The sequence below is a fragment of the Bradyrhizobium sp. AUGA SZCCT0158 genome (genome assembly GCF_018130065.1).
Taxonomy (GTDB): Bacteria; Pseudomonadota; Alphaproteobacteria; order Rhizobiales; family Xanthobacteraceae; genus Bradyrhizobium.
On record NZ_JAFCME010000037.1, the window covers coordinates 1 to 25,386 of the forward strand.

Annotated in this window: 23 protein-coding genes; 11 read left to right on the plus strand and 12 right to left on the minus strand. The window is 64.1% G+C overall.

From position 1 onward, the window contains the following. Positions 1–397 precede the first annotated feature (397 nt). Positions 398–1,738 carry a Rieske 2Fe-2S domain-containing protein gene (locus JQ574_RS31665; protein WP_212213781.1) on the plus strand — a complete coding sequence of 447 codons (1,341 nt, stop codon included), beginning with the start codon at positions 398–400 and terminating at the stop codon, positions 1,736–1,738. A 145-nt stretch (positions 1,739–1,883) separates the two neighbouring features. On the opposite strand, the gene JQ574_RS31670 is transcribed toward JQ574_RS31665, so the two are convergent. Further along, on the minus strand, positions 1,884–3,491 hold the full coding sequence (locus JQ574_RS31670; RefSeq protein ID WP_212213785.1) for a Na+/H+ antiporter: 1,608 nt from the start codon (positions 3,489–3,491) through the stop codon (positions 1,884–1,886). 66 nt (positions 3,492–3,557) lie between these two features. Then, a complete protein-coding gene (locus tag JQ574_RS31675; RefSeq protein ID WP_211998201.1) occupies positions 3,558–3,932 on the minus strand; it encodes a nuclear transport factor 2 family protein in 375 nt (124 codons plus the stop codon). 101 nt (positions 3,933–4,033) lie between these two features. Here JQ574_RS31675 and JQ574_RS31680 point away from each other — a divergent pair, with 101 nt between their 5' ends. Together JQ574_RS31680 and JQ574_RS31685 are read left to right on the plus strand one after the other, a co-directional pair. Next, entirely contained in the window at positions 4,034–4,474 is a 441-nt protein-coding gene (locus JQ574_RS31680; RefSeq protein ID WP_212213788.1) for a GFA family protein, read from the plus strand. Positions 4,475–4,680: 206 nt separating this feature from the next. Beyond that, entirely contained in the window at positions 4,681–6,498 is a 1,818-nt protein-coding gene (locus tag JQ574_RS31685) for a caspase family protein (RefSeq protein ID WP_212384161.1), read from the plus strand. Between the two features lie 67 nt (positions 6,499–6,565). On the opposite strand, the gene JQ574_RS31690 is transcribed toward JQ574_RS31685, so the two are convergent. Together JQ574_RS31690 and JQ574_RS31695 are read right to left on the minus strand one after the other, a co-directional pair. Beyond that, the gene (locus JQ574_RS31690; RefSeq protein ID WP_212213794.1) at positions 6,566–7,255 is read right to left on the minus strand and encodes a DUF1345 domain-containing protein; all 690 of its coding nucleotides are present in this window, start codon (positions 7,253–7,255) and stop codon (positions 6,566–6,568) included. A gap of 1 nt (position 7,256) precedes the next feature. Beyond that, positions 7,257–8,177: a polyprenyl synthetase family protein gene (locus JQ574_RS31695; protein ID WP_192736443.1), complete on the minus strand. Its 921-nt coding sequence runs from the start codon at positions 8,175–8,177 to the stop codon at positions 7,257–7,259. Positions 8,178–8,376: 199 nt separating this feature from the next. Here JQ574_RS31695 and mtgA point away from each other — a divergent pair, with 199 nt between their 5' ends. From mtgA to JQ574_RS31710, 3 genes are all read left to right on the plus strand, one after another. Further along, positions 8,377–9,054: a monofunctional biosynthetic peptidoglycan transglycosylase gene (mtgA, locus tag JQ574_RS31700; protein WP_212213798.1), complete on the plus strand. Its 678-nt coding sequence runs from the start codon at positions 8,377–8,379 to the stop codon at positions 9,052–9,054. A 157-nt stretch (positions 9,055–9,211) separates the two neighbouring features. Next, positions 9,212–9,397, plus strand: a complete 186-nt coding sequence (gene rpmF, locus JQ574_RS31705) for a 50S ribosomal protein L32 (protein ID WP_027540899.1) — start codon at positions 9,212–9,214, stop codon at positions 9,395–9,397. 144 nt (positions 9,398–9,541) lie between these two features. Then, positions 9,542–10,192 (plus strand): hypothetical protein, encoded by a 651-nt coding sequence (locus tag JQ574_RS31710; protein WP_212213930.1) that lies wholly within the window; start codon positions 9,542–9,544, stop codon positions 10,190–10,192. A gap of 25 nt (positions 10,193–10,217) precedes the next feature. Here the strand turns inward: JQ574_RS31710 and JQ574_RS31715 are convergent, their stop codons facing one another. Next, entirely contained in the window at positions 10,218–10,505 is a 288-nt protein-coding gene (locus JQ574_RS31715) for a hypothetical protein (protein ID WP_212213800.1), read from the minus strand. A 254-nt stretch (positions 10,506–10,759) separates the two neighbouring features. On the opposite strand from JQ574_RS31715, the gene JQ574_RS31720 reads away from it, so the two are divergent. Beyond that, a complete protein-coding gene (locus JQ574_RS31720) occupies positions 10,760–12,451 on the plus strand; it encodes a bifunctional diguanylate cyclase/phosphodiesterase (RefSeq protein ID WP_212213802.1) in 1,692 nt (563 codons plus the stop codon). A 192-nt stretch (positions 12,452–12,643) separates the two neighbouring features. Here JQ574_RS31720 and phaR read toward each other — a convergent pair whose 3' ends face one another. Then, entirely contained in the window at positions 12,644–13,243 is a 600-nt protein-coding gene (phaR, locus tag JQ574_RS31725) for a polyhydroxyalkanoate synthesis repressor PhaR (protein ID WP_212213804.1), read from the minus strand. 314 nt (positions 13,244–13,557) lie between these two features. On the opposite strand from phaR, the gene JQ574_RS31730 reads away from it, so the two are divergent. The 3 genes from JQ574_RS31730 to JQ574_RS31740 all read left to right on the plus strand — a co-directional run bounded on the left by JQ574_RS31730 (position 13,558) and on the right by JQ574_RS31740 (position 16,812). Then, positions 13,558–14,736 carry an acetyl-CoA C-acetyltransferase gene (locus tag JQ574_RS31730; protein ID WP_212213806.1) on the plus strand — a complete coding sequence of 393 codons (1,179 nt, stop codon included), beginning with the start codon at positions 13,558–13,560 and terminating at the stop codon, positions 14,734–14,736. A 265-nt stretch (positions 14,737–15,001) separates the two neighbouring features. Then, a complete protein-coding gene (gene phbB, locus JQ574_RS31735) occupies positions 15,002–15,727 on the plus strand; it encodes an acetoacetyl-CoA reductase (protein WP_192736448.1) in 726 nt (241 codons plus the stop codon). 209 nt (positions 15,728–15,936) lie between these two features. Then, positions 15,937–16,812 (plus strand): DMT family transporter, encoded by an 876-nt coding sequence (locus JQ574_RS31740; RefSeq protein ID WP_212213808.1) that lies wholly within the window; start codon positions 15,937–15,939, stop codon positions 16,810–16,812. Between the two features lie 76 nt (positions 16,813–16,888). Here the strand turns inward: JQ574_RS31740 and JQ574_RS31745 are convergent, their stop codons facing one another. After that, positions 16,889–17,338, minus strand: coding sequence for a cupin domain-containing protein (locus JQ574_RS31745; RefSeq protein WP_212213810.1), 450 nt, complete (start codon positions 17,336–17,338; stop codon positions 16,889–16,891). Next, positions 17,338–18,105, minus strand: coding sequence for a hydroxyacylglutathione hydrolase (gloB, locus tag JQ574_RS31750; RefSeq protein WP_212213812.1), 768 nt, complete (start codon positions 18,103–18,105; stop codon positions 17,338–17,340). The genes JQ574_RS31745 and gloB overlap by 1 nt, the downstream gene beginning before the upstream one ends. A 209-nt stretch (positions 18,106–18,314) precedes the next feature. Between gloB and JQ574_RS31755 the strand changes: the two genes are divergently transcribed. Next, the gene (locus JQ574_RS31755; RefSeq protein WP_212213815.1) at positions 18,315–19,058 is read left to right on the plus strand and encodes a methyltransferase domain-containing protein; all 744 of its coding nucleotides are present in this window, start codon (positions 18,315–18,317) and stop codon (positions 19,056–19,058) included. A 63-nt stretch (positions 19,059–19,121) separates the two neighbouring features. Here the strand turns inward: JQ574_RS31755 and JQ574_RS31760 are convergent, their stop codons facing one another. The 4 genes from JQ574_RS31760 to ptsP form a co-directional block, all read right to left on the minus strand. Further along, entirely contained in the window at positions 19,122–19,883 is a 762-nt protein-coding gene (locus tag JQ574_RS31760; RefSeq protein ID WP_212213818.1) for a DUF4167 domain-containing protein, read from the minus strand. A gap of 530 nt (positions 19,884–20,413) precedes the next feature. After that, positions 20,414–21,298, minus strand: coding sequence for a peptide chain release factor N(5)-glutamine methyltransferase (gene prmC / locus JQ574_RS31765; protein ID WP_212213821.1), 885 nt, complete (start codon positions 21,296–21,298; stop codon positions 20,414–20,416). A gap of 217 nt (positions 21,299–21,515) precedes the next feature. After that, positions 21,516–22,595 (minus strand): peptide chain release factor 1, encoded by a 1,080-nt coding sequence (gene prfA / locus JQ574_RS31770; RefSeq protein WP_212213824.1) that lies wholly within the window; start codon positions 22,593–22,595, stop codon positions 21,516–21,518. 54 nt (positions 22,596–22,649) lie between these two features. Then, positions 22,650–24,917 carry a phosphoenolpyruvate--protein phosphotransferase gene (gene ptsP / locus JQ574_RS31775; RefSeq protein ID WP_212213828.1) on the minus strand — a complete coding sequence of 756 codons (2,268 nt, stop codon included), beginning with the start codon at positions 24,915–24,917 and terminating at the stop codon, positions 22,650–22,652. Between the last annotated feature and the right edge of the window lie 469 nt (positions 24,918–25,386).

The window sequence follows — 25,386 nt, forward strand, 5'->3', positions numbered from 1 at the left end:
AAGCCGTAAAGCCATTGCGCAGGGAAGGCCGGGTGTTCTCCGCTGCCCTGTATGCTCGTGTGCACTTTGTTTTGTGCTAACCGCACACGAGACCGCGGGTGCAGCGCGCACCCGGTCTTCCCTGCGCCCTCTCATTTCGGGGCAAGGAATTTCTGACAAAGCTCGGGCGCAATGCGTCGCGAGAAGGTAAACACACATTCAGCTGTCATCACCCGCGCATGCGGGTGATCCAGTATTCCAGAGGCGCCGATGATAGAACCGAGAAGCCGCGGCGTACTGGATCCCCGCCTGCGCGGGGATGACGACCGTTGTACCCACTCAATACCCACGTTGACGCCTCGTTTGACCTGCGCCAATCTCTGTCAAAAGCAATAAACAAAACTCCGGAGGTCACGCTATGCTCCGCGCCGAAGACAACGCCTTCCTGACCCAAAGCGGTGCTGGAACGGGGATGGGCGAACTGCTGCGCCGGTTCTGGATGCCGGTGCTGCTGTCGGCGGAATTGCCTGACGCCGACGGCACGCCGAAGAAGATCGTCGTGATGGGCGAGGAACTGCTGGCCTTCCGCGACTCCAGAGGCGTCGTCGGTGTCATCGACCAATATTGTCCGCACCGCGGCGCCAATCTCTGGCTCGGCCGCAACGAGGAGTGCGGCATCCGCTGCGTCTATCACGGCTGGAAGTTCGACACCGATGGCAACTGCGTCGACATGCCGACCTCCTATCCCGATCTGAATGCAAAGGACCTGATCAGGATCAAATCCTATCCGGTGCGCGAATGGGGCGACATGATCTGGGCCTATATGGGCCCGGCGGATCAGATGCCGGAATTGCCGGCGCTGGAAATGGCGCTGGTGCCGGCCTCGCACCGCTACGTCGCCAAGAAATGGCAGGACTGCAATTGGGTGCAGGCGCTCGAAGGTTCGATCGACACCGCGCATTTCACCTTCGCGCATCTCAGCTTCGAGAAGGAAGAGAACGAGATCCTCGACATCAAGAAGCATTTTGTGAACCCGCTGACGCGCGTTGCGACCGACCACATGCGCTGGATCGCCGAGGACCCGCGCCCGGTGATCAAGATCAGCCCGCACGCGGCCGGACTTACCGTCGCCGGCGGGCGGCGCACCGGGTCCGACAACATCTACTGGCGCATCGCCCAGTTCCTGATGCCGGTGCATGCCTATGCGCCGAGCTCGATGCCGGGCGAGAACATTTTTGGCCAAAGCTTCGTTCCGGTGACCGACACCAGTTGCTGGATCTACACTTACGCGTGGAATCCCGAGCGGCCGCTGACGCAGGCCGAGCGCGACGGCTATGACCGCGGCAACGGCGTGATGTCGGAAGTCGACGAGAACTACATTCCGCTGCGCAACAAGGCCAACGACTACCTGATCGACCGCAAGCTGCAGAAGACAAAAAGCTACACCGGCATCAAGGGCGTCTCCGAACAGGACGCCGCGGTGCAGGACAGCCAGGGCCCGATTGCCGACCGGACGCGAGAACATCTCGGCCCGACTGATTTGGGCATCATGCATTTCCGCAAACTGGTGATGGAGGCCGCCCGCGCCCTGCAGCAGGGCGAGGCGCCGCCGCATGCCCGGCATCAGGACCGCTACACGGTGCGCTCCGGCGCCTGCGTCACCAGCAAGACGAAAGACCTCACCGCCGTGATGATCGAACGCTTCGGCGATGCGGCGGGGTTCGTCGGCGGCCCCGGGCGGAATGTTGCGGCGGAGTGACTGTCGTGCCGGCGAAGGCCGGGACCCATCACGCCGCGGCTGGCGTTGTGAAAAAAGGAAGGCAACGATCAGCGTGTAAAACAATGATCGACGGTGGTTATGGGTCCCGGCTCAAGGCCGGGACGACGTGTGGATGGATGCGGGCCTACAACGGAATCCTTCGATACTCCCGGTTGCTCAAACTCGCTTCCTCCAGATCGAGGTCGCGCTCGATCCGGCGCCGGGTCTCGTCGGTGATCTTGCCGTCGCGCAGCAAGGCGTGAATGAATTTCCGTTCCGTCGCGATCAATTCGCGCGTCAGTTCGGTGCCGGCTGCCGAGGCGTCCTGCACGTCGGGATCGAATGAATCGGGCAGCTGGTTGGTGCGGGATACGTGCCGGGCGCGAAGCAGCTTGACGACTTCGTCGGTCAGTTCGCGGTCGTTGGTGATGGCATCGAGCGATTTGAGCGCGGCATCGAGCGCCTCGCGCCGCGCGGCGATCTCGGATTCGTGCTCGGCGATGTGTTCGTCGCGGCCGGCCTGCGTCAGCCCGAGCCAGCGCACCACCAGCGGCAGGCCTGACCCCAGCCCGACCAGGGTGATGAAAATGACGCCGAAGGAAACGAACAGGATCAGGTCGCGATGCGGGAACGCGTCGCCATTCGGCAGTGCAAGCGGCAGTGCCAGCGCCGCGGCAAGCGACACCGCGCCGCGCACGCCGGTGAAGGCGATCACGAAGGTGTTTCGCCAGGGAGGACTGGGATCGCGCGCCCGCAGGCGCGGGTTCAAGAGGCGCGGCAGATAGATGGCGGGAAAGACCCAGGCGAACCGCGCGACGATCACGATCACCGTGACCAGCGCGGTGGCGAACAGGATCTCGTCCAGCGGAAACGCCTTCGACTTCTCGTACAGCGAGCGCATCTGGAAGCCGGTGAGCAGGAACAGAAGGCCCTCGACCAGATAGATCACGAGGTCCCAGAAGAAGATGCCCTGCAGGCGGGTGGCCGATGAGATCAGCAGCGGCCCGTTCCAGCTCATATAAAGCCCGCACGCGACGGTCGCGATCACGCCGGAACCGCCGAGATGGTGCGGAACCCAGAAGGCGAGGTAGGGCGTGATCAGCGACAGCGTAATCTCGACCTGCGGATCGCGGGCGCGGTGGCGCATGCGCAGGCTGAGCCAGCCCACCGCGAGGCCGAACAGCAACTCGCCGACGACGATGACAGCGAACGTGCCGGTGGCCTTCGGCAGCGAGAACATGCCGGTCAGGATCGCCGCGACCGCGAAACGGTAGAGGATCAGCGCGGTCGCATCGTTGACCAGGCCCTCGCCCTCGAGCACGACCAGGATCCGGCGCGGCATGCCGAGCTTGCGGGCAATCGCCAGCGGCGCAACCACGTCGGGCGGTGCGACGATGGCACCCAGCAGGAAACCGACGGTCCATGGCAGCCCGATCAGATAATGCGTGGCGGCGGCGACCGCGAAAGCGGTGAAGATCACGCAGCCGACCGCCAGCAGCGTGATCGGGCGGAGGTTGAATTTGAACTCGCGCCAGCTCATGGCGACGCTGGCCGAATAGATCAGCGGCGGCAGCACCACCACCAGCACCAGTTCCGGCGGCAGTTCGATCGACGGCATGCCCGGCACGAAGGCGAGCGCGATGCCGACGAGCATCATCAGGATCGCCGACGCGACATTGACCCGCCGCGCCAGCAGGGCGGTACCGGCCAGCACGGCGAGCAGGATCAAAAAGATCTGAAATTTGGTCTCCATGACGCCCCCAATTCGCAGGGAAACCCCTTGGACGTCAATCCGGTCGGAGGGACCCGCGGACGGAGGCTACTCGCGCAGATCGTAACGATAGGACTTCGAGACGATCTTCCAGCCGTCCGAGAGCTTCATCGCCACCAGATAGTCGGTGAAGTAACGCGGCGGCAACTGGCAGCGCACCTTGATGAAGGCGGTGGACTCGTCCGAGCGGTCGATGGTGACGATGAAGTCCTCGCGCGGCTTGCCTTCCGCCTTCGCCGACGGGCGCTTGCGCACGCGGTCCAGCCAGTCCGGCACGGTCAGCACCTGCAATTCGCCCTTCTCCACCCAGCGCAAATCGGCGGTGGGATCGAAGATCGCGCCGAGCTTGTCGGCATTGCCTTCATACAGGCCGTCGAAATAATTCTGGACGACGGCTTCGACGCTCGATCGGTCTTCGCTCACAATAGTCCTCCCCGGGATGCAGGATTGTTCGAATTGAAGTAAGCCACGAACAGATGCATTGCGCTATGGATGAGTTCAAGACCGCAGCAGGGAATTGAATCATGACGGGTTCAGCGAATTCGAATGCTCGCATTCTGGCCGGAGAATGCTTCTGCGGCGCGGTGCGTTACGCCGTGGCCGATTCATTCGAATATGCCCTCAATTGCCATTGTTCGAATTGCCGGCGGACCACCGGTTCGGCGTTCAAGCCGTTTGCCGGAATCGCGCGCGACAGGCTCAGTATCACCGCGGGTGACGATATCGTGATGATCCATGGCGACGATGCCGGCCATAACGCGCACTGCCGGCGATGCGGCTCGTTGCTCTATTCGGTGGTGCGCGATGGCGCCTTCGTCCATGTTGCGATGGGGACGCTGGTCGATGCTCCCTCGATCCGCCCGTCCGCCCACATCTTCGTGGGTTCCAAGGCGCCCTGGTTCTCCATCACCGACGATTTGCCGCAGTACCAGGGTCACGTTGTCCGGGCTGAACGCCCGGAATAGGCGTAGCAATTGGCGGGACGAGGCCGGCCGGACGAGCCTGGCTCAAACACGACCGGCCAACGGGCGGACCCGTGGCCTGTTTGCCGGATTGGCGGTAAAATGGCGGCGCGATCCGGGTCGATGCGGTTCGTGACCCAACTCACAAAGCCGGCCCTATGCCCATGATAGGTATACCCGGTGCGAAAGTGCGAGGCTCCGGAAGCGTCATGATCAGGTCTGGATCTCTAAAATTGCATCGATGGGTGCTTGCCGCCGCGGCGCTGCTGGCGGTGTGCCAGCCGGCGTTTGCCGAGAAGCGCGTCGCCCTGGTGCTTGGCAACTCCGCCTACAGGAATGTCCCGCAGCTTGCCAATCCGGTTAACGACAGCGCCAAGATCGCCGCGACGCTGAGGGAGGCCGGCTTCGATGTCGTCGATTCCCGCCGCGATCTGCCCGCTGCCGAAACCCGGCGCGCGCTGCGCGACTTCGCCGACCGTGCCCGGGATGCCGACATCGCCGTCGTCTATTACGCCGGCCACGGCATCGAGGTGGACGGCTCGAATTATCTGATTCCGGTGGATGCAAAACTGGAACGCGATACGGACGTTTACGACGAGGCCCTGTCGCTGGATCGCGTGCTGATCGCGATCGAGCCGGCCAAGAAATTGCGGCTCGTCATTCTCGATGCCTGCCGGGACAATCCGTTTGCCAAGACCATGAAGCGGACGGTCGCCTCGCGCGCGATCGGGCAGGGCCTGGCCAAGGTGGAGCCGAGCAGCCCGAACGTGCTGATCGCCTATTCGGCCAAGGCCGGATTCACCGCGGCCGATGGCGACGGCCAGAACAGCCCGTTCACGGCAGCGCTGTCGCGCCATATCGCGACGCCGGGGCTCGACGTGCGCCGCGCGTTCGGATTTGTCCGCGACGAAGTGCTCAAGACCACCGGCAACCGGCAGGAGCCGTTTGTCTATGGTTCGCTGGGCGGCGAAGACGTGCCGCTGGTGCCGGCCCCTGCCAAACCGGCGCCCGCCGCAGCGGCGCCTGCGCCCGCACTCAGCGCGCAGGCCGAAGCCCGCCGCGACTACGAACTGGCGCTTCAGCTCGGCAACAAGAACGCGCTCGATGCCTTCCTCAAGCAATATCCCGACGGCTTCTACGCCAGCCTCGCCAAGCTGCAGCTCGACAAGATCGCCGCCGAGGAAATCCGCATCGCCGCCACCGAGAAGGCGCGGCTGGCCGAGCAGGAGCGGGCACGGCTCGTCGCCGAAGGCGCCCAGCGATCGGAGCAGTCGAAGGCCGAGGCCGATGTCAGGGCCGCCGAGCAGGCGCGCATCGCCGCCGAAAAAGCCAAGCAGATTGCGCAGGACCAGGCTGCGGCGGCCGAACAGAAACGCCTCGCAGCTGAAGCACCCGCGCCCGCCAAGGAATCTGTCAAGGAACCCGTCAAGGAAAAGGCCGTCAATCTCGCGGCCCTGCCCCCCGCATCGGCCCCGGCCGACGTCACCAAATCGGTGCAGGCCGAACTGCGCCGTGTCGGCTGCCTGACCGGCGCTGCCGATGGCGACTGGAACGCGGCTTCGCAGCGCTCGCTGACGCTGTTCAACCGCTACGCCGGGACCAGGCTTGATGCCAAAGTGGCCAGCGTCGACGCGCTGGATGCGATCAAGCTGAAACCGTCACGCGTCTGTCCGCTGGTCTGCGAACATGGTTTCAGGGTCGATGGCGACCGCTGCAGCAGGATCACTTGCGCCCAGGGTTCGGTGCTCAACGACGACAATGAATGCGAAAAGCGTCGCGGCAATAAGCCGGTGGCCAAACGTGATACCGATGATCGCCCGGAGCGTCCGGTTCGGGAACGGCCGCGGCCCGAGGTCAGCGCGCCCCGGCCTCAAGGATCGCCTCAGGCATCCGGCCGGGCATCTGGCCAGGTCGTATGCGATCAGTCCGGCTGCCGTTCCGCGAGCGCCGGTTGCCGCGTCGAGTTCAGGACGTTTGAGGCGGGCGGCCCATATCCAAGCGGCGGCAATATCCAGGTGTGCCGCTGACGCGACATAGCGTTTTCGAGCGAAGTGGATACCGGTTCGCGTGAAGAAAACGCGTCAAAACAAGGGTCTAGATTGCACTTGCGGCGATATTGACCATCAGTGCGACCAGCGCGGTATTGAACACGAACGCGATGATGCCGTGCACGGTCGCGGTGCGGCGGATGATCTTGTCGGTGATCCCGACATCGGAAACCTGCGCGGTCATCCCGATCACGAACGAGAAGTAGACGAAATCCCAGTAATCGGCGTCCTCATGCTGGTCGCCGCTCGGAAACAGCAGGCCGCCCGGTTTGCCGCTTCGGTAATATTCGTGCGCGTAGTGCAGCGAGAACGCGGTGTGCACCGCCGCCCATGACAAAGCGATGGTCACCGTCGCCAGCACCAGTCCCGGCGCGCTGCGGTTGGAGGCACCGAGTTCGAACACGATGGCCGCGATGCTGGCAAACGCGCCGAGCGCCGTCAGCAGCAGGATCAGGAAGCGGCCGTCGTCCTGCAGCGCCGCGTTGCGGCGGATGTGCGCCATGCCGCTGCGAAACACCATGGTGAAAACCAGCACCAGATACAACGCGACGAAAATATCCCAGCTGACCAGCAACCGCGTTACCAGCCGTAGCGAGCCCGGCAGCAAAAAGAACGCAATGATACCGACCGCGATCGCGATGAAGGTGCGTGGCCGCCCATAGACCACACGGAGCAGAACCGGCTTTTTCCTGAACCGGTCGACGAACTCGTCGAGTTCCTTCTTCTGCGATGGCACGTCAGCTCTTGCGATCGGCGACGAAGCGCGACGCGGCCTTCAGCACGTCACCCTTGGCGCCGAAGATCGACAGCGCGGAATCCGCGCGCGCCAGCAGATCGCGCACGCGCTGCTTGGCGCCGTCGATGCCGAGCTGGGTGACGAAGGTGGTCTTGCCGAGCGCCGCATCGGCGCCGGCCGGCTTGCCGAGCGCGGCGGCGTCGCCCTCGACGTCGAGCAGATCGTCGGCGATCTGGAACGCCTCGCCGAGCGCGCGGCCGTAATCGTCGAGCGCCTGATACTCCTGTTGCGTGGACTGGCCGAGGATCGCGCCCGCGATGCAGCCATAACGCAGCAGCGCGCCGGTCTTCATCTGCTGCAGCCGCGCCACGTCGACCGGTTCGCGGTCGCCGAACCGGCCTTCGCCGGCGAGGTCGAGTATTTGTCCACCGACCATGCCGCCGATCCCCGAGGCGCGGGCGAGCGCACGGGTCAGCAACAGGCGCACGGTGGGATCGGAATGAATCTCGTCGCGGGTCACGATGTCGAACGCCAGCGTCAGCAAACCGTCGCCGGCGAGGATCGCGGTGGCGTCGTCGGTCTTCTTGTGCAGCGTCGGCCGGCCGCGGCGCAGGTCGCTGTTGTCCATCGCCGGCAGATCGTCATGGATCAGCGAATAGCAGTGGATGCATTCGAGCGCGGCGCCGGCCAGCAGCGCCGCGTCGCGCGGAACCCCGAACACGGCCGAGCTCTCGACCACCAGAAACGGCCGCAGGCGCTTGCCGCCGCCGAGGCTTGAATAGCGCATCGCGTCCATCAGCCGCTTCGGCCGCGCGATCTCGTCTGATAACAGCGTATCCGACAGCAGCTTGGCCAGCAGGGCCTCGGTATCTTCGGCGGTCTGATCCAATCGTTTGGTAAAATCGGCAGTGGCGGTCGTCATTTAAGAATGGCTCCAGGTCAACTTCGTCGTCAATTTTGCCGGACAATCGTTGATGGCACGGCGTCAGTCAATTCCGCCTCCCGGCTTGAGACGCCTTAAAAGCGCTGGAAAACCCACGAAATATCATGGTGATGTCACCTATTAAGGGGTCTCTTGACCGATCCTCGACCCGGCTGGGCTGAACCGGAAGCATTCGAATTTGCGCTTTGTCCGAATCTTATTGCTGATTTTGCTGGCGCTGCTGCTGTTGCCGTATCTGGTGACGCCGTTCTATCGCACCGGCCATCCGGTCTCGACGCTGATGGCCTGGCGCTGGCTCAAGGGCGCGCCGGTGTCGCGGCAATGGATCGATTTCAAGGCGATGTCGCCGGCGCTGCCGCGTTCGGTGGTGGGCTCCGAGGACGCCAAATTCTGCGGCCATCGCGGGGTCGATTGGAGCGCGCTGCAGGATGCGATCGAGGATCACGAAGAAGGCGAGGTGTCGGGTGGCGGCTCCACCATCACCCAGCAGGTGGCCAAGAACCTGTTCCTGTGGCCGGGCCGCAGCGTGGTCCGCAAGGCGCTGGAGCTGCCGCTGGCGATGTGGATCGACCTGGTGCTGTCCAAGCAGCGGATTCTCGAGATCTACCTCAATATCGCCGAACTCGGCCCCTCCGGGCAGTTCGGCGCCGAGGCAGGGTCCCAATACGCGTTCGGTCGTTCGGCTGCGACCCTGTCGCCGCGCGAGGCGGCCCTGCTGGCGGCGATCCTGCCAAATCCCGTCAGGCGCAGCGCCCGGAATCCCGGGCCCGGGGTGCGGCGTCTGGCCGGCACCTACATGGCCCGGGCGAATGCAGCGGCCTTGCAGCGCTGCTGGAGCGAAAATCGTGCATTTTGAGCCAATTTTCGGCCGATTTAACCTTGGCAAAGCCTAGCTTTACGTCATCCCTTCCTCTATAAGCGCGGCCTTATCGGCATCGCAGCCCGTGCTTTGAAGCGCTGGGCGGTCTGCTACCTAGCACGATGCCCTCCGACAACACCCCTAGAGGACCGTTATGGCCGTTCCCAGAAGAAAAACATCGCCCTCGCGGCGTGGCATGCGCCGCTCGGCGGACGCCCTGAAGAAGCCGACCTATGCCGAAGACAAGGATTCGGGCGAATTGCGCCGTCCGCACCACCTCGACCTGAAGACCGGCATGTACAAGGGCCGGCAGGTTCTGAAGGCCAAGAAGGAATCCTGATCGGGCCCAGGCTTGGCGCGGCGGTTCAGCCGTGCCTGCCTGAATTCGGCCAACGGATGGGGTAAGACGGTTCCCGGTGGCGAAGCGTGAAGCTTCGCCTTAGGAGCGTTCAAGTTTCCTTTAGTTAAGGCCTTGCCGATGTCCATGGTCGGATTTCCGCTACTCCTGATTCCGCTCGCGATCTACAACATCATCGCCTTCCTGATGCCGGAAGTCGCTTTCGGCACGCCGCTGCTGAAGCTGATGCTGATGTCGGGCGTGGAATGGCAGGTGACGCTGAGCGACGTTCTGGTCGCGGTCGGCATCTTCCTGTTGATGTTCGAAGTCATCAAAGGCGCGCGTCCCGGCGCGAAATATCTCACCGACCATCTGCTGTCGCTGATCGTGTTCGGCGCGGCCGCTGCCGAATTCGTGCTGTGGCCGAAGTTCGGCACCTCAACCTATTTCCTGCTGACGTCGCTTGCGCTGGTCGACTTCCTGTCCGGCCTTGCCTTGCGCACGCGGCGGCGTGCGGTCGTGGCGCCTGCGGTGTCCGCCAAGGGCACCAGAAGAGCTGAACCGGAGGCCGAGCCGCCAGTGGCCGAGCCGAAGCCAGAGCCTGCGCCGGCAAAAGCGCCAGCGCCGCCCGCAGCATCGGTCGCTGAATCAGTGCTGCTGGATCGCTCGGAACCGGCACCCGCACCTGCTGTCGCGCCCCATGCGGCTTCGCCGGAGGTCCCCTCGCCGGAAGTCCCCTCGCCGGGGATACAGCCGGGTAGCGGTACGACTCCGTCCCCGGACAAGCCGCCGCGCTGACCGGTCGTCGGATCAGATTTCTTGCTCAGATGACCTGCCGGGTCCGCCGTGCCACGCTGCGGCGTTCCTGTGGGTGTGCGCCATAGGCCGCCTGCGCATCCTCGATCGAGGCACGTCGCATGCAGCGCGTTTGTGGGGCCTGGTCGGCGGTCGCGATCAGTTGAGTCAGAAAGGTCGGGTCGGGGCGCGCCATGGTCGCTTTCCGCGACCAGTGCACCGGTTGGGTCACCGGCACGAGCGCGACACAGGCCGGCGCGTTGGCGTCGGAGACGTCTACGTCCAGGATATCTTCTGATCGTTCGGTATCCAGCATCGCACACCGCAACCGGCTAAAACTGTCACGTTTTGGGACGTGAAACCCTACTTCGATCTGCTCCTCGCAAGGCCTATGCCGATACGTGGCGGTTGGTTCCCGAAGGTTTGCGACAGCCGCAAAACGTGGTTTCCAGATTATTTATCAACTTTGCCTAGCGTCAGATTCGATAGAACCACTATCCTCAGGCTAGCCAGAATCACCTTGCTTGTCTTTGGCCTGTCTTTGGGCTGTCCCGAATCGAGGCGACTTCGATGTCCGCTGTCCCGCAAGCCTCCAGCATCCTCGCTTCGCTCGGGCAGGCCAGTTTCGTCTGGGATCTCGCCGCCGACAGCATCGTCTGGAGCGATAACGCCGCCTCCGTCTTTACCGACATCGCCCCGGAAGCGCTGGCCAGCGGCGCCGGGTTCGCCAAGCTGATCGAGCCGAAAGGGTCGATCCGGTCAGACGCGCTGGGTCACACGGCCCCGGCACGCGGCGGCGAGGGCACAGCCTACCGGATCGAATATGGCGTGCGGGCCTCGACCTCCGCGCCCGTGATCTGGATCGAGGAAACCGGCTGCTGGTTCGCCGGCGCCGACGGCAAGCCGGCGCGCGCGCAAGGCGTCGTCCGCGTCGACAATGAGCGCCGCGCCCGCGATGAGCAGCTCGTGCGGCTCTCGCGGCACGACCCGCTGACCGGCGAACTCAATCGCACCCATTTGATCGCGGCGCTCGCCGAGGCGATCGAGGAAGCCGCGCGCTTCCGCTCGTCCTGCGCCTTCATGCTGATTGGCATCGACCATCTGGCGCGCGTCAACGACGCTTTCGGCTTCGATGTCGCCGATGGCGTGATCGCGGAAGTCGGAAAACGTATTCGTGCGCGGCTGCGCGGTGGCGACGTGCTCGGACGATTCTCCGGCAACAAATTCGGGCTGATCCTGCGCAACTGCACCGTCGACGACACCAATGTCGCGGCCGAGCGGTTTCTCGCCGGCATTCGCGACGAGGTGGTGCCGACCGTGTCCGGCCCGGTGTCGGTAACCGCGTCGATCGGCGCGATCAGTATCCCGCGTTACGCCCGCAGCGCCGATGAGGCCGTCACCCGCGCCCAGGAAACGCTGGATGGCGCCAAGGGCCGCCGTGCCGGATCATTTTCGCTGTGGAAGCCCAATGTGGAGCGCGACGCGCAGCGCCGCGTCAACATCCGCGTCACCGACGAAATCGTCACCGCGCTGAACGAGCGTCGGATCGTGACCGCGTTCGAGCCGGTGGTCGAAGCGCGCTCGCGCCAGCCGGCGTTCTACGAATGCCTGGTGCGGATGGAGCAGGCCAACGGCCAGGCGTTGCTGGCACCGGATATCGTCCCCGTCGCGGAACGACTTGGCCTGATCCGGCTGGTCGATCACCGCGTGCTGGAGCTCGCGGTCGCCGAACTCGCGGCGTCACCGAACGTACAGCTCAGCCTCAACATCTCACCCGACACCACGATGGATCCGGACTGGTCGGCCTCGATCGAATCCCTGATGCGTGCGCATCCGGGTGTGGCCGAACGGCTGATCGTGGAAATCACCGAGACCGTTGCGATCCAGGATATCGACGACATCAGGGGCTTCGTCACCCGCTTGAAGAATTTCGGCAGCCGGATCGCGATCGATGATTTCGGCGCCGGCTACACCTCGTTCCGGAATTTGCGCAAGCTCGGCGTCGACATCGTCAAGATCGACGGCGCCTTCGTGCAGAACATCGCGCGCTCGGCCGATGACCGCGCCTTCGTACAGACGCTGATCGACCTGGCGCGGCGGCTGCAGATCAAGACGGTGGCGGAATGGGTGCAGGACGAAGAGTCCGCGGTCATGCTGCGCGAATGGGGTTGCGATTACATCCAGGGCCGACTGATCGGCCTCGCCTCGCCGGAGCGGCCGTGGGCCGTGCCGGCCGGGACGGTGTTGCCCGCGGCGAGTTGAAATTTCTTGCGCTGAACTATCAGCCGTCGTCCCGGACAAGCGAAGCGCGATCTCAGATGCGCAATGCGCATCGGGGGACCCATACGCCGCGGCGCTGATGGTTATCGAAGGTATCTAACGCCAACGTGCTCACCGATGGGCCGCGGCGTATGGGTCCCGGTCAAGCCCGGGACGACGTGGAGAGAGCGTACGCTACTCTTCCTTCTTCGGCTCTTTCGACATGCGCTCGAGGCGGTCCTGCATGTCTTTCATCTGACGGCGAAGGTCGTCGATGTTGTCTTCGGTGGCCGCCGGCTCCGGCGCTTTCTCGGGTTCGGCTGGCGTCACGCCGCCGCGCGGCGGCACGAACGGCTTGAACATCGAGAACGTCTGCTGAAACAGTTCCATGTTGCGGCGGACGTGTTCTTCGAGCGGCGCGAACGGCGTTCCCGAGAACGTGTTGGTGAGCTGCTTGCGGAACTTTTCCTGTTCGCGCGTCAGCGTGTCGATCGATTGTTCCAGATATTTCGGAACCACCATCTGCATGCTGTCGCCGTAGAAGCGGATCAGCTGGCGCAGGAACGTGGTCGGCAGCAGATTCTGCCCCGCCTTGTTTTCCTGTTCGAAGATGATCTGCGCCAGCACCGAGCGGGTGATGTCGTCACCGGTCTTGGCGTCATAGACGAGAAAATCCTCGCCATCCTTCACCATCGCTGCGAGATCCTCGAGCGTCACATAGGTGCTGGTGCCGGTATTATAGAGCCGCCGGTTAGCGTATTTCTTGATCGTGGTGGGTTGGTCTGACTTGGCCATGGCCATGGGGCTCACACATCCATACCGAGAGCGGGGAACCCGACGGGCATCACCGGCGGGCAGACGAGCAACGCAACGCAACAAAGTAAGCATTTTCAATGCGGCTCGGCTACCGTTTTGTGCGGCACGGTTAATTCCAAGGCATGGGGACTGCTATGGAAACTGCCAGGGACGCTACTTTGAATGCGCCGCGGCGTGATTTTCCCCTCTGGCCGATTGACACAAGATGCCTAGGTTAACAGGATGGTCCCAAGAGACAGGCCCGCCATCCGGCCGCCCGCCGTCGAGAAACCTCAAGCCCACAGGAGATGTCCATGTCAGACGATGTCGTCATCGTCAGCGCCGCCCGCACCCCGGTCGGCAGCTTCAACGGCGCGTTCGCCACCACCCCGGCCCATGATCTCGGCGCCATCGCCATCAAGGCCGCGCTGGAGCGGGCTGGCATCGAGCCGGGCCGCGTGTCCGAAGTCATCATGGGCCAGATCCTGACCGCGGCGCAGGGCCAGAACCCCGCCCGCCAGGCCTCGATCGCGGCCGGCATCCCGGTGGAAAGCCCGGCCTGGGGCGTCAACCAGCTCTGCGGCTCGGGCCTGCGCACCGTTGCGCTCGGCTATCAGGCGCTGCTCAACGGCGATTCGGAAATCGTCGTCGCCGGCGGCCAGGAATCCATGAGCATGGCCCCGCACGCGCAATATCTGCGTGGCGGCGTCAAGATGGGCGGCCTCGAACTGGTCGACACCATGATCAAGGACGGCCTGTGGGACGCCTTCAACGGCTACCACATGGGCAACACCGCCGAGAACGTCGCGCGGCAGTACCAGATCACCCGCGCGCAGCAGGACGAGTTCGCGGTTCATTCGCAGAACAAGGCCGAGGCTGCGCAGAAGGCCGGCAAGTTCAATGACGAGATCACCCCCGTCACCATCAAGTCCCGCAAGGGCGACATCATCGTCAGCGCCGACGAATATCCGCGCCATGGCGCCACCGTCGACGCGATGGCCAAGCTGAAGCCTGCCTTCGAGAAGGACGGCACGGTCACCGCCGGCAGCGCCTCCGGCATCAATGACGGCGCCGCCGCTGTGGTGCTGATGACCGCCAAGCAGGCGGCCAAGGAAGGCAAGAAGGTTCTCGGCCGCATCGTCTCCTGGGGCCAGGCCGGCGTCGATCCCAAGATCATGGGCACCGGCCCGATCCCGGCTTCCCGCGCCGCGCTGAAGAGGGCCGGCTGGAACATCGCTGATCTGGACCTGATCGAGGCCAATGAAGCGTTCGCGGCACAGGCCTGCGCGGTCAACAAGGACCTCGGCTGGGATACCTCCAAGGTCAATGTCAATGGCGGCGCGATCGCGATCGGTCATCCCGTCGGCGCTTCCGGCGCCCGCGTGCTGGTGACGCTGCTGCACGAAATGCAGAAGCGCGATGCCAAGAAGGGCCTTGCCACACTGTGCATCGGCGGCGGCATGGGCATTGCCATGTGCATCGCACGCGACTGAACCATAGTGTTTTCAAGCGAAGTGGGTACCGGTTTGCGTCAAGAAAACGCGTACAGATAAAAGGCAGTTGGGATGCGTTGTTGATGAAAACTTCATCTGTCAACCACGGTTCAAATCGATAAAACTGAAATGCCCGGTCTTGCGCCGGGCATTTTCATCTCTGGTACGTTGTCGAGTGAGAGAACGCGCCGCACTTTGAAGAGCAGGCTTCGTCAATGACCGGGACAATTCCGGCTCGTAAAAAGACCACCAAGGAGGACTACGCATGGCACGTGTTGCATTGGTTACGGGGGGCACGAGGGGCATTGGTGCTGCGATCAGCAAATCGCTGAAGGCGGCGGGCTACAAGGTTGCGGCGAGCTATGCCGGCAATGACGCCGCGGCGGAGAAATTCAAATCGGAGACCGGCATTCCCGTTTACAAATGGGACGTCAGCTCGTTCGACGCCTGTGCGGCCGGCGTCAAGCAGGTCGAGGCCGATCTCGGCCCGGTCGACGTGCTGATCAACAATGCCGGCATCACCAAGGACGGCGCCTTCCACAAGATGACGCTCGAGCAGTGGAACGCGGTCATCAACACCAATCTCGGCTCGCTGTTCAACATGACCCGCCAGGTGATCGAAGGCATGCGCGCCCGCAAGTTCGGCCGCGTCATCAACATCTCCTCGATCAACGGCCAGAAGGGACAGTTCGGCCAGGTCAATTACTCGGCGGCCAAGGCCGGCGACATCGGCTTCACCAAGGCGCTGGCGCTGGAGAACGCCAAGGGCGGCATCACCGTGAACGCGATCTGCCCCGGCTACATCAACACCGAAATGGTGCAGGCGGTGCCGAAGGACGTGCTGGAGAAGAGCATCCTGCCGCTGATCCCGGTCAATCGCCTCGGCGAGCCCGAAGAAATCGCCCGCGCGGTGGTCTTCCTCGCCGCCGACGAGGCCGGCGCCATCACCGGCTCGACGCTGACGATCAACGGCGGGCAGTACATGGTGTGATTTGACGCAGTCATTCCGGGACACGCGGTAACGCGTGGACCCGGAATCTCGAGATTCCGGGCCCGGTCGCTCGCAGCCACAATCTATCAAGAAGTCGTCATGCCCGGCCTTGTGCCGGGCATCCACGTCTTTACAACTCAACAAGAAGACGTGGATGGCCGGGACAAGCCCGGCCATGACGGAAAAATCTCGCACCGTTGCCGGCCAAGATGACTCCCCGTACCGCCACACTTATCGGACTGACCGCGATCCTGATGTGGTCGCTGCTGTCGGTCCTGACGGTTGCGACCGGGAAAATTCCGGCGTTTCAGCTCGCGGCGATGACGTTCGCGATCGGGGCGGCGGTCGCTTTCATCAGCTTCATCTGGCGGCCCGCGGCCTTCGCCGCGTTACGGCAATCGCCGACCGCGTGGGTGGTCGGCGTCGGCGGGCTGTTCGGCTATCACGCGCTGTATTTCCTGGCGCTGCGCTTTGCACCGCCGGCCGAAGCCGGTCTCTTGAATTATCTCTGGCCGCTTTTGATCGTGCTGTTCTCCTCGCTGCTGCCGGGCGAGCGGCTGGCGGCGCATCACATCGTCGGCGCGCTGCTCGGTCTCGCCGGCACGGTGTTGCTGTTGTCAGGCAATAGCGGCGGCGGCTTTGCGCCGGCGCAGATTCCGGGACTGGCGGCGGCCTTCGTCGCCGCCTTTGTGTGGGCGGCCTATTCGGTGATGTCGCGCAAGCTCAAGGCGGTGCCGACCGATGCGGTGGCCGGCTTCTGCCTTGCCACCGCACTGCTCGCGGCTCTCGTCCACCGCATGGTCGAGACCACGGTCTGGCCGGAAACGTCAGGGCAATGGCTTGCCATTATCGCACTCGGCGTCGGCCCGGTCGGCGCCGCGTTCTTTACCTGGGACATCGGCATGAAGCGCGGCGACATCCGCGTGCTCGGCGCTGCGTCTTACGCAACACCGTTACTGTCGACCGCGTTTTTGATCCTCGCAGGCTTTGCCACGGCCAGTGCTACGATTGCGATTGCCGCGATCCTGATCGCCGGCGGCGGCCTGATCGCGGCAAAGGATATGGTGTGGAGGAAAGGACCGTAGGATGGGTGGAGCGCAGCGATACCCATCATCTCACCGCACGGACGCAATTGATGGGTATCGCTTCGCTCCACCCATCCTACGAAGAAGGCTCCCAATCCTTCGGCGCCATCTCGAATGTCGCAAAATCGAATCCCGGCGCCACCGTGCAGCCGACCAAGGTCCAGTCGCCGGTGCTCTCGGCGGCTTGCCAAGTGTCGGGCGGCACGATCGCCTGCGGCTGTTCGCCGGCGGCTAGATTCGGGCCGAGCCTGAAACTCCATTGCCCGTCATCGTCGGCGATTTTCAACGTCAGCGCGCTGCCGGCATAGTAATGCCAGACCTCGACGGCATCGATGCGATGCCAGTGCGAGCGCTCGCCGCGCGCCAGCAGGAAATAGATCGCGGTGGATCGCGAACGGCCGCTCGCATCGGTGCGGGAATCGCGAAACGTCTCGCGATAATGCCCGCCTTCCGGATGCGGCTTCAGGTCGAGCCGCGCGATGATCTCGGCGGCACTTGTCTCGGCAGTACCTGCCGGGAGCGTCATCAGGACTTGTTCTTGCGTTCGCGCAACTCGCCGAACACGTCGGCGGCGTTGGCGCCCTTCATGTGCAGCTTGGCGGCGACCGACGGCTCGTCGGCGCGCAGGAACACGTTGGCCTTCTTTTCCTCGCCAAGCAGCGTCGGAATCGTCGGCTTGTTCTCCGCGCGCAACTTCGACACTTCCGCGGCACGCGCGACCAATGCGGAATTGTCGGGCTCGACCGTGAGCGCGAATTTGACGTTGGAGGCGGTATATTCGTGGCCGCAATAGAGTTTGAAATCATCCGGCAGCGCGCGCAGCTTCAACAGTGAATCCCACATCATGGGATAGTCGCCTTCGAACACCCGGCCGCATCCGATCGAGAACAACGTGTCGGCGGCGAACAGCGCTTTTTCGCTGTCGAACACATAGGAGATGTGGTCGAGCGTGTGGCCGGGCGTTTCCAGCACGCGCACCAGGAGGCTGCCGACCTTGATGACGTCGCCGTGGGCGGCGCGCAGATCGACATTGGCGATCGCTGCGGATTTGTCGTGCGGGGCGACGACGCGGCAATTGTACTTCTGCTTCAGCTCACTGACGCCGCCGACATGGTCGTGGTGGTGATGGGTGATCAGAATATCCGTCAGCGTCCAGCCCTCGCGTTCCAGCGCCTTGAGGATGGGGCCTGCTTCCGGCGCGTCGATCGAGGCGGTCGCTTTGGTCGCGGGATCGTGGATCAGATAGCCGAAATTGTCGTTGAGGCAGGTAAAGGTGCGAATTTCCGAAGCCATGGTATCTCCACGAACAGTATGAGTGATTTCTTGCTTGAGCATGATCTCTTCGGAAAACCGGGGCCCGTCCCGCCATCGAAGCGCGGGGCGCGCCTTTCCCGATCAAGCTCTAACACGCCACATATGGGCAGGAAATATGGCGTTAACGCTCCTGCGGCAATGCAAATTTCCGCACCCCGCGGGGAACAGCGGCGTGATAGATTGAACCCATGACCATCGACGTCATCGACCTCCGCGATTTCTATTCGCGCCGCCTCGGCATCGTGGCCCGGCAGCTGATCAATCGCGGCATCCGGGCGCGATGGCCTGATGCGGATGGGCTGCGCGTGCTCGGGCTGGGTTATCCCACGCCCTATCTCGGCCTGTTTCGCGAAGATTCCGAACGCTGCATCGCGTTCATGCCGGCGGCGCAGGGCGTGCTGAAATGGCCGACGGCGCGGCCGGCGCTGGCGACCCTGATCGATGAATTCTCGATGCCGTTGCCGGACGCCGCCGTCGATCGCATCCTGCTGGTGCATGCGCTGGAAATGTCCGACGATCCGGAACGTTTGCTGCGCGAAGTGTGGCGTGTGCTGGCGCCGTCGGGGCGTTTGATTGCGGTGATTCCCAATCGCCGCGGCGTGTGGACCCGCACCGACAACACGCCGTTCGGCCATGGCCGGCCCTATTCGCGCGCGCAGATCACGCAATTGCTGCGGCAGACCTGGTTCACGCCGACGGCGTGGGGCGAGGCGCTGTTCCTGCCGCCGGTCGGCAAAGGCTGGTTCCTGCGTTCGGCGATGGCGTGGGAGCGCGTCGGCGCGGCGCTGTCGCTGCCGTTCGCCGGCGTGCACATCGTGGAGGCGACCAAGCAGGTCTACCGTGCGATTCCCGCGCACCGCGAACGCACGCGGCTGATTCCGTCGCTGCAGCCGGTGCTGGTGCCATCCTCGACAACAGCAACGCGGGCGTGAAAAAGGGCAGGCACGCTTGCGCGATGCCCACCCTTTGAAAACAGCAGATTGCGCTGACGCTAACTACTCATTCCCCGGATTGAAATCTTCGCTCGGGACCGGCGCGGCGGCTGCGCTGTCGGGACGCGGGCCGTGCGGCCGGCGGCGCCGGCGCGGGAAGCGTTCACCGCCACCATTGCCTTCGAAGGCGCCGGGCGCGGCGTTCACCTGCGGCTGCGGCCCGGTGATGAAAGATGGCAGACGGTCGACGCCGCCGGTATCGGCAATCACCGGCTGCGGCTGGGGCTGCGGCTGATATTGCGGCTGCGGACGATGTTCGCGTTGCTCGCGATGATGCTCACGCGGCTGCTGGTCGCGGTCGCGCTGGAAGGGTTGCCCCTCACGCGGCTGGAAATCGCGCTGCTGATTGTTCTCGCGCGGCACGAACGGCTGTTGCTGCTGCGGCACGAAGCCCGGCTCCTGGCCGAAATGGTTGAAGTTCTCGCCCTCGTCCTCGTGCTCCTCGGGCGGCATTTCGTTTTCGGTGCGCGGCTGCGGCTGGTTCTGCCGGAATTGCTCCTGGGCGGCCGCGATCAGGCGGAAATAATGCTCGGCGTGCTGGTAGTAATTCTCGGCCGCAACCGGGTCGCCGGATGAGCGCGCATCACGCGCCAGCTGGACGTATTTCTCCGCAACGTGGGAGGCGGTGCCGCGAATCTTGATGTCGGGTCCGTTCGATTCGAACACCCGGGTCATCGGGTTTTGACCGCGCCGGTTATTATTATTGTTGTTATTATTGTTGTTATTCCGGTTACGCATCCGCTTGTTGTTCTGACCGTTTCTCATGTCTTGCCTTTATTCCAGCCCTGAAGTTGCCGTTGCCGTCGTAGCCTCACCGGACCGGGCGCACGACTGTGCGCACCGATTCACGGTGTCGTTCAAATTCATGACGTCGATTTCGCCAACCCTCGCGTTCAACAAGGACGCGTTCCCCAACCGCCGGCGTTCACAGCCAGCCGGACCAAATTACTTAGCCTGCCAAAACCAGCCCAACAGAAACACGCCCGACCGAAACAAGCTCAACAGCCGCTGGAGCACAGGCTCTACGTAACTGTTTTGCGTGACTGTTTCTTGCGTAGGTCTTCAAGCGCAATATCAGGCTTTCGTTCGCTTTGCGGTCGAGAGCAGCACAGCTCAGGCTATTGCGCTCGATTGGACCTGCGTTTTGGAACCTTTCACTCGGCGGGCTCTCGTTTCGAGAATTCAGGCCCCCACCCGTTATTACGGGGGGCGGCAACCCTGGACCGATGTTGTGAGCGGAACGTAGTCGCTCCCGGGCAATATTCCAAGAGGTTTTTTTGTGTTCCAATAGGGCCTTATCGGGGCATTTTGCCGCCCGCGACCGCCCGCGGAATGCCCGCCAGATCGGCTTTGGGGACGCCTGCCGGGATTAGCCCCGCCGCCGCCATCAAGGCCTGGATTTGCCCGCTTTGGCCCTCTCCGGCCTCCACAACCAGGGCCGCGCCCGGCGCCAGAAGGGATGCGGCCTGCGGGATCAGCGCGCGGTAGGCATCCAGCCCGTCGGCGCCGCCATCGAGCGCCGCCGGCGGGTCGTATTCCCGGACATCGATGGCGAGACCGGCGATATCCACTGAGCGGATATAGGGCGGGTTCGACACGATCAGATCGAACGCCCCGGTCAATCCGGACGCGTAATCGCAGGCGATGAACGTCGTCCGATCAGAGAGCCCTGCCGACGCGGCATTCGCATCGGCGGTCTGCAGGGCGGCTGACGAAATGTCGGTGCCGAACCCGTGCGCGTTCGTCAGCTCCGACAACAACGCCAGCAAGATCGCCCCGGAGCCGGTGCCGAGGTCGGCGATACGCAATTTGCGGCTGAGCGCGCCGCCGGCACGCAATAATTCCAGCGCCAGCTCGACCACCGTCTCGGTGTCGGGCCGCGGCACCAGTGTCGCGGCCGAGAGCTTTAGCGGCAGCCCCCAGAATTCCTTGTGGCCGACAATGCGCGCGACCGGCTCGCCGAGCAGGCGGCGATGCGCGAAATCTTCCAGCCGCGTTGCTTCGTCCGCCGTGAGCTGCTGCTGCGCGGCCGTGATCAGGCCGGTGAGATCAAGGCCAAGCACTGCGCCGACGAGCAGGCGCGCATCGATTTCGCCGGATTCGATCGCATTGGATTTGAAGCGCGCAGTGAGCGTGCGCCGCGCGGTCTCGACGGTTTGTCCGGCGAAGGAATCCGTCATGCGGTATCCTCGCGCAAAACCATCCACACGTCGTCCCTGCGAACGCAGGGACCCCCAGCGTGAGCGCAATTGCGCTCATCGCGCCGCGGCCTCTCGGTAAGGGTGGTAGGAGTTGATATCTCGCGCAACAACCAAGGCCGGTGGTTATGGCTCCCTGCGTTCGCAGGGACGACAGCGAGATTGTAGGAGCGATTCAGCAAGAGCCGGAGCAGGGCACTCACGCCGCGGCGCCCTGGGCGGCGAGTTGGGCGGCCTGATGCTCGGTCGTCAGTGCGTCGATCAGTTCGCCCAGCGCTTCGCCCGCGATCACCTGCGGCAATTTATAGAGCGTCAGGTTGATGCGGTGATCGGTGACACGGCCTTGCGGGAAATTATAGGTGCGGATGCGCTCGGAGCGGTCGCCGGAGCCGACTTTCTCGCGGCGGTCGGCCGAGCGCGCCGCATTGATGCGCTGCTGTTCGGCGTCATAGATCCGCGAGCGCAGGATGTTCATCGCCGAAGCGCGGTTCTTGTGCTGCGAGCGGCTGTCCTGCATCATGACGACGATGCCGGTCGGGATGTGGGTGATGCGGATCGCGGATTCGGTCTTGTTGACGTGCTGGCCGCCGGCGCCCTGTGCGCGCATGGTCTCGATCCGCAAATCCTCGTTCTTGATGGCGACATCGACATCCTCGACCTCGGGCAAGACAGCAACGGTTGCCGCCGAGGTGTGGATGCGGCCCTGCGTTTCGGTGTCGGGCACGCGCTGCACGCGGTGCGCGCCGGATTCGAATTTCAGTTTGGCGAACGCGCCGCGGCCCTGCACTTCGGCGATGATTTCCTTGTAGCCGCCCATGGTGCCCTCGCTGGCGGAGATCACCTCGACCTTCCAGCCCTGCAGCGCGGCAAAACGCTCATACATCCGGAACAGGTCGCCGGCGAACAGCGAGGCCTCGTCGCCGCCGGTGCCGGCGCGGATTTCCAGCATCACGTTGCGGTCGTCCATCGCGTCCTTCGGCAACAGCGCGACGCGGATCTTCTGCTCGAGCTCGCCAACGCGCGTCTGCAGCGTTTCGAGCTCGGCTTCCGCCATGCCGCGCATGTCAGGATCGGCGGCGGAATCCGCCAGCAACGTCTCGGTGTCCGTTATCTCGGCGCGCGCCGTGCGATAGGCCTTGACGGCATCGATCAGCGGATTGAGCTCGGCGAGCTCGCGCGTGATCTGGACGTATTTCTCCGAGCTCAATTGGCCGAGCAGCTCCGCCTCGAGCGAAGCGTGATGGGCGAGCAGGATATCGAGTTTGGCTTCGGGTAACATGTCGGAGTTCTCAATGGCGCAAAGGGAAGGGGGCGTTGTCGGGGCAGAGCCTCGCTACAACGACAACCCTTCGGCTTCCGCGAATTCCGTCAGTTTCTGCCGGATCGAGACGCTGCCGGCCGGCGCTTCGAGCAGCGGCATCATGACGGCCTCGGCCTTCCTGGCATCGAGATCGAGGATCAGCGCTTTCACCGGGCCATGCGCGGTCGCCGACAGCGACAGCGAGCGGTAACCAAGCGCGATCAGCGCCAGCGCGCCGAGCGGTTTTGACGCCATCTCGCCGCACAGCGAGGCGCTTTTCTTTGCCGCATCGGCCTTGCGCACGATGTCGCGCAAGGCCCGCAAGATCGGCGCCGACATGGTGTCGAACCGTTCGGAGACCTTGGCATTGCCGCGGTCGACCGCGAACATGAACTGGAACAGGTCGTTCGATCCGATCGAGATGAAATCGACCTTCTTCAGGAGTTCGTCCATCTGGTAAAGCAGCGCCGGCACTTCGACCATGGTGCCGACGTCGATGCGTTCGGGCAGCGCGTGGCCGTGCTGACGCAGATAGGTCAGCTCGCGCTCGACGATGGCCTTGGCCTGATCGAACTCCGCGACTTCCGAAATCATCGGGAACATGATCTTCAGCGCGCGGCCGCCGCCGGCGCGCAATAGCGCGCGAATCTGGCCGCGCAACAGGCCGGGACGGTCGAGCCCGAGCCGGATCGCGCGCCAGCCGAGCGCGGGATTTTCCTCGATCACGGTTTCCATATAGGGCAGCGCCTTGTCGCCGCCGATGTCGAGCGTGCGGAACGTGACCGGTTTCGATCCCGCCGCGTCCAGCACGGTGCGATACAGCGCGAGCTGGTCAGAGGTGCGCGGCAGGCTTTGGCCGACCATGAACTGCAGCTCGGTGCGGAAGAGGCCGATGCCGGCGCTGCCGGTGTCGTCGATATGCGGCAGGTCGATGACGAGGCCGGCATTGATCATCAGCTCGATCTTCTGGCCGTCCCTGGTCACGCAGGGCTTGTCGCGCAGCGCCGAATATTGCGCCTGCCGACGCGCGCGGAATCTTACCCGCTCGGCATAGGCCGATTCGATCTCGGCCGAAGGGCGCACATAGATCGAGCCCGAGGTGCCATCGACGATGATGGCGTCGCCGGGATCGGCGAGCCCCGGCGCGTTGGGGATTTCGCCGACCGCGGGAATGCCGAGCGCGCGCGCCACGATCGAGACGTGCGAATTGGCGGTGCCTTCCTCCAGCACCAGGCCGCGCAGGCGCTTGCGGTCATAGTCGAGCAGGGCGGCCGGGCCCATCGCGCGCGCGATCAGGATCGCATTGTCGGGCAGCTGTTCGCGTGACGGCGCGTGGTCCTGGCCGACCAATTGCCGCATCAGGCGGTGGCCGAGGTCTTCGAGGTCGTGCAGGCGGTCGCGCAAATAGGGATCGGTCGAGCGCAGCATGCGCGCGCGGGTGTCGGACTGCACGCGCTCGACGGCGGCTTCCGCGGTGAGGCCGGTGGCGACCGCCTCGTGCAGTTTGTGCGACCAGCCATGGTCGTTGGCGAACATGCGGTAGGCTTCCAGCACCTCGCGGTGCTCGCCGCCCTCGGCGACGTCGCCGCGCTCCAGCATGCGGTCGAGATCGGCGCGCAGCTTGGTCAGCGCCGCGTCCAGCTTCTTGATTTCCTTCGGCAGGTCTTCGGCAATGTAATTGGTGATGACGACGCGCGGCTCGTGCAGCACGACGTGGCCGAGCGCGATGCCGTCGGACAGGATCGCGCCGGCCTTGTGCATGGAATGCCGCGCGGCGGGTTCCGCGCCGGGCTGCGCCAGCGCCGCCAGCTCGCCGGAGGCGATCATCTCGGCGAGCACCATCGCGGTGGTCTGCAGCGCCTCGACCTCTTCCTCGACGTAAGTGCGCTTGGCGCGATTCTGCACGACCAGCACGCCGAGCGTGTTGCCGGCGCGCAGGATCGGCACGCCGAGGAACGAATGATAGATTTCTTCGCCGGTTTCCGGGCGGAACGAGAACGCCGGGTGGGTTTGCGCGTCGGAGAGGTTGAGCGGGGTGGCCTCGCTGGCGACCAGGCCGACCAGGCCCTCATGCGCGCTCAGAACCGTTCTATGGACGGCGTCGCGGTTCAGACCCTCGGTGGCGTAGAGCTCGAGCGTGTTATCGACACGCAGCACGTAGGTCGAGCACACCTCGGCCACCATGTTGGCCGCGATCAGGACCACAATCTTGTCCAGCCGCTCCTGAGCGGAGACCTGCTCCGCCATGGTTTCGCGGAGCCGTCTCAACAAGACGCGGGGGCCTCCCGACGTGCTCCGCATCTGCCAAAATCCTCCCCCGCGAGGCCAGCGTGCCGGGTGGCCGGGCACTGGCGTGAAACTCAACAATAGCAACAATTTTATTCATTCGGCGCCGCCGCAAGCCGCCACCAAAACCATCGTTCCCGGCCGAATCGGGATCGCCAAACTGTGGCACAGTTTGCGGCAGCGCACCTGTCAGGCCGTATAGCCAATCGAGGCTTGCTTTGCCAAGCAAAACGCCTGCCAGTAGCAATAACGTCTGTGTCAGGCCAATGCTGCGGTAGCTAAGAGAAAATCTAACTCCGCACGGTGGCTGCTTGAGCGGGACCGTTCCGATCACGATTCGCGCTCTATCCCCGCGTCATTCCGGGGCGTGCCCTCTTGGCGCGAGCCCGGAAGCCATTGGGCTGCGGACCTCGTGGTGAGATGGATTCCGGGCTCGTGCTACGCACGCCTTCAGGTGCGCAATTGCGCACCGGGGAATGACGAG